Origin of the sequence: Nocardia sp. BSTN01 (assembly GCF_015354405.1) — a bacterium.
Taxonomy (GTDB): domain Bacteria; phylum Actinomycetota; class Actinomycetes; order Mycobacteriales; family Mycobacteriaceae; genus Nocardia.
In genome coordinates this window covers 1-8,358 of the sequence record NZ_JADKYP010000108.1, presented here as the reverse complement: position 1 = coordinate 8,358, position 8,358 = coordinate 1, and the positions used below count along the sequence as shown (strand labels likewise).

General features: G+C 69.7%; 9 protein-coding genes. 5 read left to right on the top strand and 4 right to left on the bottom strand.

From position 1 onward, the window contains the following. Positions 1-998 (top strand): GGDEF domain-containing protein (locus IRT45_RS35560; RefSeq protein WP_194810147.1); only part of this gene is annotated, 998 nt, incomplete at its 5' end. Between the two features lie 7 nt (positions 999-1,005). On the opposite strand, the gene IRT45_RS35555 is transcribed toward IRT45_RS35560, so the two are convergent. The 3 genes from IRT45_RS35555 to IRT45_RS37620 form a co-directional block, all read right to left on the bottom strand. Beyond that, positions 1,006-1,902 (bottom strand): TIGR03619 family F420-dependent LLM class oxidoreductase, encoded by an 897-nt coding sequence (locus tag IRT45_RS35555; RefSeq protein ID WP_194810146.1) that lies wholly within the window; start codon positions 1,900-1,902, stop codon positions 1,006-1,008. 16 nt (positions 1,903-1,918) lie between these two features. After that, positions 1,919-2,296 carry a MerR family transcriptional regulator gene (locus tag IRT45_RS35550; protein WP_194810145.1) on the bottom strand — a complete coding sequence of 126 codons (378 nt, stop codon included), beginning with the start codon at positions 2,294-2,296 and terminating at the stop codon, positions 1,919-1,921. Positions 2,297-2,408: 112 nt separating this feature from the next. After that, the gene (locus IRT45_RS37620) at positions 2,409-3,179 is read right to left on the bottom strand and encodes a DUF6319 family protein (RefSeq protein WP_194810144.1); all 771 of its coding nucleotides are present in this window, start codon (positions 3,177-3,179) and stop codon (positions 2,409-2,411) included. 412 nt (positions 3,180-3,591) lie between these two features. Here IRT45_RS37620 and IRT45_RS35540 point away from each other — a divergent pair, with 412 nt between their 5' ends. The 3 genes from IRT45_RS35540 (at position 3,592) to IRT45_RS35530 (ending at position 6,626) form a co-directional block, all read left to right on the top strand. After that, positions 3,592-4,377 carry a maleylpyruvate isomerase N-terminal domain-containing protein gene (locus IRT45_RS35540; RefSeq protein ID WP_194810143.1) on the top strand — a complete coding sequence of 262 codons (786 nt, stop codon included), beginning with the start codon at positions 3,592-3,594 and terminating at the stop codon, positions 4,375-4,377. 118 nt (positions 4,378-4,495) lie between these two features. Further along, positions 4,496-5,299 carry an SAM-dependent methyltransferase gene (locus tag IRT45_RS35535; RefSeq protein ID WP_194810142.1) on the top strand — a complete coding sequence of 268 codons (804 nt, stop codon included), beginning with the start codon at positions 4,496-4,498 and terminating at the stop codon, positions 5,297-5,299. A gap of 31 nt (positions 5,300-5,330) precedes the next feature. Continuing rightward, a complete protein-coding gene (locus tag IRT45_RS35530) occupies positions 5,331-6,626 on the top strand; it encodes a sensor domain-containing diguanylate cyclase (RefSeq protein ID WP_194810141.1) in 1,296 nt (431 codons plus the stop codon). Here IRT45_RS35530 and IRT45_RS35525 read toward each other — a convergent pair. Next, on the bottom strand, positions 6,620-7,060 hold the full coding sequence (locus tag IRT45_RS35525) for a MerR family transcriptional regulator (protein WP_194810140.1): 441 nt from the start codon (positions 7,058-7,060) through the stop codon (positions 6,620-6,622). The two genes, IRT45_RS35530 and IRT45_RS35525, sit on opposite strands and share 7 nt — an antisense overlap. 44 nt (positions 7,061-7,104) lie before the next feature. On the opposite strand from IRT45_RS35525, the gene IRT45_RS35520 reads away from it, so the two are divergent. Then, complete coding sequence (locus IRT45_RS35520) at positions 7,105-8,115, top strand: MBL fold metallo-hydrolase (protein WP_309241298.1); 1,011 nt, start codon at positions 7,105-7,107, stop codon at positions 8,113-8,115. Positions 8,116-8,358: the final 243 nt, after the last annotated feature.

The window sequence follows — 8,358 nt, the reverse complement described above, 5'->3', positions numbered from 1 at the left end:
CCCTCCTGCTGACGCTGGTCACCCATTCCGTGGTCACGTCGTCGCGTTCGGAGACCTCGCTGCGGCTGGTGCACGTCGGCCTGCTGGCGATCCTGGTGGCCGACCTCGGCTACAACCTGCAATCCGCCGGATCGGTGCACCTCGACGCACGCATGCTGTTGACGCCGCTGCTCGTCGCCTACGCGATGGTCGGGCTGGCGGCGCTGCATCCGACCATGGTCACCCTCGGCGGCGCCCGGCGGGTACATCCGCACCGATCCCGCCAGCGCGCCAGCGTGATCGCGGTGACGCTGGTGGTCGCCTCACTGGTGCCGACCGTCGGCGCGCGGGTCGGCACGGTGGACCGGGTGGTGGTATCCGCCCTGCTCGCCACGCTGCTGGTGGGCGTACTGGTGCGCAGCGAGCGGGCGATCGTGCGCAGTGCGCGCAGCGAACGCCGGGCCCAGTACCAGGCCGACCACGATATGCTCACCGGCCTGCTCAACCGGTCGGCGTTGCTGCGCGCACCGGCCCGCAATCGCGAACTGTGGACCGGCCGCCCGATCTGCCTGCTGTTCCTCGATCTGGACGGCTTCAAGACCATCAACGACAGTTACGGCCATGCTGTCGGCGACGAACTCATCGCCAATGCCGCTGCCCGCATCCGCCGTGTCATCCACCGCGACGACGTGGCGGCCCGCTACGGCGGCGACGAATTCGTGGTGCTGGCCGGCGCCAACCGTGCCGAGGCGGCCGTCCTCGCGGAGAAACTGCTGGCCGCCTTCGGCAAACCCTTCGAACTGTCGGTCACCGAGGTGACCATCGGCGCGAGCATCGGCATCGCCTGCAGCGGCCCGCGCAGCGCCGACGCCACCATCTACGACCTACTGCGCGAAGCCGATTCGGCCATGTACCACGCCAAGGACTATTCGCTCGGCTGCGCATTCCACGACGACCTGCGCCATCTGTCCCAAGCCGAGAGCCGGCGGCGAGTGCGCCGGCACGAACCGGCGGTATGAGCGGCGATCACACCGCGGACAGCCGGTCGGTACCGCTGCCCGCGCCCTCGGGTGCGAGCGCGAAACGTTGCGCGAATTCCGACATCTGATCGTATTGCTGTGCGGGTTCGGCTCCGGCGAATCCGACGACGAGGCGATGCACACCGTGTTCGCCGAGTTGTCCGGCACGGTCGACGGAGATATCGGCCGATCCCCATCGCGTGTACTCGAGAGCCGCGGGATCGCGGCCCGCCTCGACGGCGGCGTCGCGGGCCAGTGCGAACTGCCGGTCGCGCTCGGCTTCGGTCAGCATGCCACCGGCGAAATACCCGTTGCCGCGCCGCCCGGCACGCCGCGCGGCCGCCGCGCTGGAACCGCCGACGTGGATCGGAAGTTCGCTCACTCCATGCGGTTTGGGGTAGCTGCACAGATCGTCGAAGGCGAAGAACTCACCCCGGTGGCTGACCCCCTCCGCGCCACCCGACCACAACAGCCGCAGCACGTCGATCGCCTCGTCGGTGCGGCGGCCGCGGGTGCGGTAGTCGACCCCCAACGCTCTCGCCTCCCCCGGCAGGCTGCCGAGGCCGACGGTGAGCAGCCGCATCCGCCCGCGGGACAACACATCGATCGTCGCCAGCCGCTTGGCCAGCACGACCGGATGGCGATAGGGCAGTAGCAACACTCCCGTGCCGAGCAGAATCCGCCGGGTGGCGGCCGCGACGAAGCTCAGGCAGTCGAGCGGATCGAAATACGGCAGGGTGGGCGGCAATTCGCCCGCGCCGTAGTCCGCCCCGGGATACAGCGCGATGTGATCCTGGACGTAGACCCCGTCGAACCCACAGTTTTCTGCGTGCCGGGCGAAGGCGACGAGCCGATCGGGATCGGTGCCGTTGAACGCCGTGCTGTAGCTGACCGCGAAACGCATCCGGAAAACCTCCGAGTTAGCAGGTGAACGCGCACTTCGGCGGCGGCCCGGTGACAGCGTCGATCCGGTCCGTCAGATGCCGGCGTGCGGCGCCGAGTCGGGCGATCGCATCGTCGATCTCGGCCAATTTGCGACGCAGTGACTCGACCGATTCCGGGCATTCGTCACCCGACCCGTTGCCCCCGCGCAGACAGGTGACGAACGGCTGCGTATCGGCCAGATCGAATCCCAGCTCCAGCAGATCCCGGATCTTGCGTACGACGTCCACCTCGTGCTCGTCGTAGACGCGATAGCCGTTCGCCGACCGTCGAGACCGGACCAGACCCTGCTGCTCGTAGTACCGCAGCATCCGGGTGCTCGTCCCCGCTCGCTCGGCCAGTTCTCCGATCAGCATGAATTCCCTCTCGCCACTGCGGCCGCAACGCTAAACGTTGTCATCGGTGTCAACGCAAGACCGCGGGCGCGTATTCGCGCCCGCGCGGAGGGCACGGTGGCGAGCGGCCCGGCTACCCGGACAGTTCGTCGAGGAGGCGGCGGGCCTGTTCGAGTTCGGCCTGCAGTTGTTCGACCTTGGCGCGCTGGGAGTCTCGAACGGCGTCCAGGACGGAGTCCACAACCTCGGCGACCTCGGGGTGCAGCAACTTCGCGGCCTGCACCACCGACGCGCCCGGCACCGACAGCCCCTTGATGGTGCGCTTCTTGCCGTGCACCACGTCGACGGTCCATTCACCGTCGGCGGTGCCGGCCAGGGTGACCGTCACCTCGGGCGCCTTGGATTTGCGGGCGGCCGCGGCGGGCTTCTCACGCGGAGTGCGGGCGGGCGTCGCGGCGGGTTTGGCGGCCGGTTTCGGATCCGAAGCGGGTTGCGGCGCAGGTGTTTTCGACGCCGCGGCGGGCACCGCCGCCGGAGTGGGCGGCGCGGGCGGCGCGGTCACGGACGACGACATGCTCACTGCGGTGTCCTTCCTCGTTGCCGGCGGCGTGGCGCCGGTGGTCCCGGATGTGGTGGTGCGCTTGTCCTTGCGGGCGGGCTTGGCCAATGTGACCTCGGTCGGCGAGAACGACATGACATCCTTCGAGCCGGTCGGCCGGACCTGCAGGAAGTCTCCGTCGGCGGGATCACCGAGTGCGATCACCTTGCCCGAACGCCCCTCGGATACTCCCACTGCCGCCGGAGTGAACCACACCATGGGTGGCCGGCCGTCGGCGAGCTCGGCCGCTATCTGTCGAATCTCGGTGTCGGACAACGGTTGCGGTTTGGTTCGTGGGGACGACATGGTGTACTCCGGGCGGGCTCGTAGACATCTGCGTGCCAAGAGCATGCCCCATGGCACCGACAAGTCCACATCGCGCGTGGCGTTCGAGCCCCGGCCGGCATGCGGGCAACAGCCCAGCGAACCGGTCACCTCGGGTACGACGACCTTGGCCACGTGCCCACGTGGCACGGCGGATCCGCCAGGAACGCCAGTCGGCACAGGAAGGCGTCCACCGCAATGTTTCGGCGAACCATTGGTCCCGGCCCCTTCTCCAGCACGCCGGCGAGTGTCACCGTCCTGTCGCCCGTGACGTCCCGCCGCTGTGCTCGGCGCCGGTCAGGGGCCGAAATCGGCGCGCGCTCTGGCTCCCGGCGGCCACGAACCGGTAGCGTGCGCTGTTCATGAGGAGTTCGGTGGTCATCGAGGTCTGCCGATGAGTTCGCGATATCTGCCCGGCCTGAGCGACGAGCGCCGCGCGGTGATCGAATTCTGCGGAGAGTTGAACGAGGAGCAGTGGGCCGCGCCCAGCGCGGCCGCCGGATGGTCGGTGGCCGAGGTCGTCATCCACATGACGACAGGAGTGCGCGCCCTGCTCACCCCGAGTGCCGCCGCCATCGTCGCCACCCGCGATGTGGAGCGCCTGAACGAACAGCTGGTGGACGAAAAGCGTTCCCACACAACGCGTCACGTGTTGCCGGAGTTCGACACCTGGTCGCGGCGCGGCCTGCGGGCGCTGACCCTGTTCACCGCGGCGGGGATACGGCGCATCCAGCTCCCGATCGGCGAACTGGGCTGGTATCGGCTGGATCTGATTCCGGCGATGCTCCTCTTCGACTGGCACACGCATCTGCGCCACGACATCGCACCCGCGCTCGACCTTCCGCCCCCACCCACCGACGCGCTGCGCATGAACGCCATCCTCACCTGGCTCACCGTATTGCTGGAACATTCCCACCGCGAGGCGCTGAGCTGGCTCGACGCCCCGGTGGCACTGACTTTCACCGGCCCCGGCGGCGGCACCTGGCGGATCGAGCCACGCGGCGGGCGGCTGCGGGTACGGCCCGGCCGGGCCGCCGGCGCCGCCGCCCACATCGCCGCCCTGGCGCTGGAATTTCCGCAGTGGGGCACCCGGCGGCTGCCGTGGCGGGCGGGTGCCGTCGCGATCACCGGCGATGCCGAACTCGGCGCCCGTGTCCTCGACTCGATCAATCTGGTCTGAGCGGCCGATGTGTGTCCGCCGACCGGCCCGGCGTGGGCGTACAGTTGGGCTTCGACAAGATCGGCCCCGGGCCCTCCGATCCGGCGGGCCGATTCTCGATCGGCAAGAGGGGATTCGAGTGGACAGGCCAGCGTGGGCGCCCGAGGGCGTGGATATGCAACGGCCCAGCCCGGCCCGGATGTACGACGCGCTGCTGGGCGGTTCCCACAATTTCGAAGTGGACCGGTGGGCGGCGGCGGAGGGGCGCAAGCTGGTGCCGGATCTGCCGCGGCTGGCATTGAGCAATCGCGCTTTCCTGCGCCGAGCCGTTCGATTCATGATCGACTCCGGGATCCGGCAGTTCCTCGATGTCGGATCGGGTATTCCCACTGCGGGGAACGTGCACGAGGTCGCGCAGGACATCGATCCCTCGATCCGAGTTCTCTACGTCGACATCGACCCGGTCGCGGTCACCCATGCGGCCACCATCCTGCACGGCAACGACCACGCGGGCGCGATCGAGGCGGATCTGCGCAAGCCGGAGGAACTGCTCACCCGCGCCCGCGAGACCGGCCTCGTCGACTTCGATCGACCCGTCGGTCTGCTGCTGGTCGCCGTCCTGCATCTGCTGCAGGACGAGGAACGTCCGCGCGAGCAGGTCGCCGCGTTGCGAGCAGCCGTGGCACCGGGCAGTTATATCGCGATCTCCCATCTGTCCTCGGCACACCGGCCGGAGGCGGCCGCTCGGATTCACGAGGAATCGACCAGCGGCGTCGGCATCCGCTTTCGCGACCGCGCGGCCATCGTCGACATGTTCACCGGCTGGGAACCGGTCGAGCCGGGCGTCGTCGAACTACCGCTGTGGCGCCCCGAATCGGAGCGTGACCTGCACGAAACGCCGGGACGCTCGCTCGGTCTGGGCGGCGTGGGGCACAAGGTGTGACGGAGTCCACGGGATAGGCAGGGGTTGCAGGGTGGGTTCGCAGGAGTTGGCGGCGCGGTGGGCCGACGCACTCGACGGAGTGGTCGCGCCGACGCTGACGCGAACCGAGATCGAGGCCCTGCTCACCGGCCTGTGTGAGGAACTGCTGGGCGCGCTGCGCGGCACCGTCGGCCTCGACGCGGCCCGGCTGGCCGCCTCGTCGCTGGTCGCCGCGAATTATCGCGACGACGCCGCGGTCAGCCGATCGGTCGCGGTGATCTGCCGCGATATGGTCGCCGAGATCTTCCCCGACCCCGGCGATCCCGGCTACGAGACCGTGCGCGACCGCGCCGTGACCGTGGCCGGAGAGTTCGCCGCCGGATTCACCGCGGCACTGCGCGGCGCCGCCCTGGCCGAGCAGGAGACCACGCTGAGTGCCGCCCTGGCCGCGGTCCGTGAGGAACAGGCCCGGCGGCAACTGTCGGAGGCCCGGTTCGGCGCCATCTTCGCCGGCGCCTCGGTGGGAATCGGCACCATCGACGCCGAAACCGGCAGGGTCCGCGACGTCAACGCCGCCTTCGCCGAAATGCTCGGGGTGCCGATCGAGCTGATCATCGGACGGTCGGTGGCGGCGGTGCTCGGCGAGGACAACATCGGTGAGGCCTACACCCAGTTCCGGCAGTTGCTGACCGGCGGCCTGGACCGGTTCCGGATGGAGACCTCGCTCACCCGGCCCGACGGCCATCACTCGGATATCGACCTGTCCATGTCGGTGGTGCGGGATGCGCGCGGCAGCGTGCGATTCCTCATCGGGGTGGCCGTCGACATCACCGAACGCAAGGCGCTGGCCGACCGGCTCTGGTACGAGGCCCACCACGACGACCTCACCGGGCTCGCCAACCGGCTGCTGTTCTTCGACCGGCTCACGCGGGCCGAGCCACCCATCGGCCTGTGCTATCTCGACCTGGACGGGTTCAAGGAGATCAACGACGACTACGGCCACACCATCGGTGATCGTGTGCTGCGCACGGTCGCCGAGCGACTGGGAGCGGCCGCCGAGCCCGACGGGCTGGCCGCACGGATCGGCGGCGACGAGTTCATCGTGCTGGTCGAGCAGTGCGCGGGTGAGGCGCGACTGGTCGACATGTCGGCCCGGCTGCTGGCGGCGCTCGGCGAACCGGTGGGGGTGGCCGGCGGGTCGATCACGGTGGGCGCGTCGATCGGAACCGCGCTGGTCACCCGGCAACCCGAGGCGGTCGACGATCTCATGCACGCCGTCGACACCGCGATGTACCGCAACAAGAGTGCGCGACAGCGTCCCGGCAGCCGGTCACGCCTGCCTCAGTGAGCGGACAGCGTCGGGTGGGCTCGATCCGCGAGCTCGTACCGGTCTCGCTCGTCGCCGTACGCGGCGAGGAAACCGGAGCAGTCGGGGCATTCGGCGAGGATCGGATGCCGGCAGTCGAGGATATGGGCGAGGAAGCGATCGGTGGCCTCGAACAGGTCGATGCGGCGGCGCAACTGGGCCCGCTCGTCGGTGATCAGGGCGCGCCGCTCGTCGCGCCCGGAGAGACCGAGTTCCCGGATCCGGCGCAGCGACAACCCGGTGCGCTGCAGGGTGCGGATCAGCCGCGCCCGGTCGAGGGTCTGTTCGTCGTAGGCGCGATGCCCGGAGGGACTGCGGGCCGGATGCAGCAGCCCGACCGATTCCCAATGGCGCAGCACATGCGCCTCGACGCCGACCGCCACGGCGGCGTCACCGATCCTCAGTCCCTCGTCCATCGCCGGCCTCACCCCTTTACTTCATGTCGACCTTAAGTTTTATCGTGCCACGACACGTGGCGGCGATCCCGTCGTTCGCGACCACCACAGAAGGGACGGATGACATGCCGGATCAGGTGAAGACACCGAGTGTGCTCGAATGCTGCACCGTCGCAGCGGGTTCCGTGCGCGGCCTGATGCTGCCCCGCCGGCTCGATCGGCGTTTCCTGGCCTCGATCCCCGACGCCGGGCTGCCCGAGCCCCGGGGCACCGTCTCGGTGCGCGCGCTACCGCAGGCGCCGCGATCCGTGCCGACGGCGGCGGTCGTGGAGGGGACGTTCACCCCGCGCCGGATCGACAACGCGCTGACCGCCTTCGTCGTCGAACATCCGCAGGCCCGGTTCGTGGTCGACCCCGGCGTCTGCCTGGACGCCGAACGACGCGCGATCGCGCAGCTCCCGGCGGTCCTGCGGGTCGCGGTGCGGCCACCGGCCGCCACCGTCGCGACCGTCGATTCACTGCGTGAGCACGATCCGCGACCGCTGGATTTCGCGTTGCCCACGCACGCGCATTGGGACCATGTGTGCGGTCTGCTGGATCTGCCCGGACTGCCCGTCCACATGCATCGCGTCGAGCAGCGGTGGATCACGACCGGTCCGGTCGCGCCGGTCGGCGGCGTCCGGGATGCGCTGCGGGAGCGGCCGGTGGTCGAATACGACCTCGACGGACCGCCGGTGCTGACGTTCACCGCGAGCCACGATCTGTTCGGTGACGGGACGGTGGTGCTGGTGGATCTGGCCGGGCACACCCCAGGAAGTATCGGCGTGCTCGCCCACACCCGGCGCGGCTGGGTCCTGCTCGCCGGCGATGCCGCCTGGCATCATCTGCAGATCGACAAGGTCCGCCAGAAGGCAAGCTACCCGGGCGGTTTCGCCGATGACGATCGCGATCTGACCTTCCGCACCCTGCACCGGCTGCACCTGGCGCGCACGACGGTGACGGTGGTGCCGACCCACGACCACGCGGCCGCCCAGCGGTTGCGGGCCGAGGAGGTGGGCGCGGCGAACGACAGCTGAGATCGCGGCGAGCGGCCTCCGCTGCGCCGGTCGCGGGAGATTCGGCACCTTCGAGCGGTCCAGCGGGCCCCCGCTGGCTATGGACCGGCGGGCCACTCGCTCGCGACCATAGCCACATGACCTCCTCGGCGTATGTTCCCGCTCTGGCCGGCCACGAATTCGCGGTCGACACCACCTATCTCGACACCGCCTCCTACGGCATTCCGCCGGCCCGCGCGTTCACCGCGGTGCGTGCGGTCCTCG

What these genes read in the sequence shown, in the direction of transcription:
- IRT45_RS35555 (WP_194810146.1), bottom strand. Translation starts at nt 1,902, where the DNA reads ATGCGTTTCGCGGTCAGCTACAGCACGGCGTTCAACGGCACCGATCCC.
- IRT45_RS35540 (WP_194810143.1), top strand. Translation starts at nt 3,592, where the DNA reads ATGAGTTCGCGATATCTGCCCGGCCTGAGCGACGAGCGCCGCGCGGTG.
- IRT45_RS35525 (WP_194810140.1), bottom strand. Translation starts at nt 7,060, where the DNA reads ATGGACGAGGGACTGAGGATCGGTGACGCCGCCGTGGCGGTCGGCGTC.
- IRT45_RS37620 (WP_194810144.1), bottom strand. Translation starts at nt 3,179, where the DNA reads ATGTCGTCCCCACGAACCAAACCGCAACCGTTGTCCGACACCGAGATT.
- IRT45_RS35550 (WP_194810145.1), bottom strand. Translation starts at nt 2,296, where the DNA reads ATGCTGATCGGAGAACTGGCCGAGCGAGCGGGGACGAGCACCCGGATG.